We start from the raw sequence: 440 nt of genomic DNA, 5'->3' as shown, positions 1-440 counted from the left end.
AGCCGGAAGGTGTCGATGCCGTTGCGCCAGGCCAGCGCCCAGACCACCAGCGAAGTCAGGATCCCGCCGAGCATTGCCGCCAGCGCGATGGCGGTAAGATGCTGACCAAACAGCACCATTGCCACCAGTACGCCGCTCCAGGCACCGGTATTGAAGCCCATCACGTCCGGGCTACCCAGCGGGTTACGCATCAATGACTGGAATATCGCGCCGCTAACGCCCAGCGCCGCGCCAATCAGCAGCGCCATCAACACGCGTGGTAATCGCCACTCGGTCACCACCAGCGTAATGCTACGCGGTGCATCACCGAACAGGGCGGCAATAATTTGCGGGGTCTCGAGCATAACGGCACCGCTACGCAGGCTCCACAATCCAACGGCCAGGCAACCGACGACCAGCAGCAGACAACTGACAATCAGGCGACGGGAGAGGTGCATCAT

The 440-nt window shown here is 62.0% G+C and carries 1 protein-coding gene; it reads right to left on the bottom strand.

Annotated features, from left to right (window positions below; all coding sequences use genetic code 11):
• A partial coding sequence (locus FDX22_RS26395) for an iron chelate uptake ABC transporter family permease subunit (protein ID WP_146718015.1) occupies positions 1 to 437 on the bottom strand: 437 nt, incomplete at its 3' end.
• Positions 438 to 440 lie beyond the last annotated feature (3 nt).

It is taken from the genome of Citrobacter sp. TBCS-14, assembly GCF_005280805.1.
GTDB classification, from domain to species: domain Bacteria; phylum Pseudomonadota; class Gammaproteobacteria; order Enterobacterales; family Enterobacteriaceae; genus Citrobacter; species Citrobacter gillenii.
This window is presented reverse-complemented; position numbering and strand designations above follow the sequence as displayed.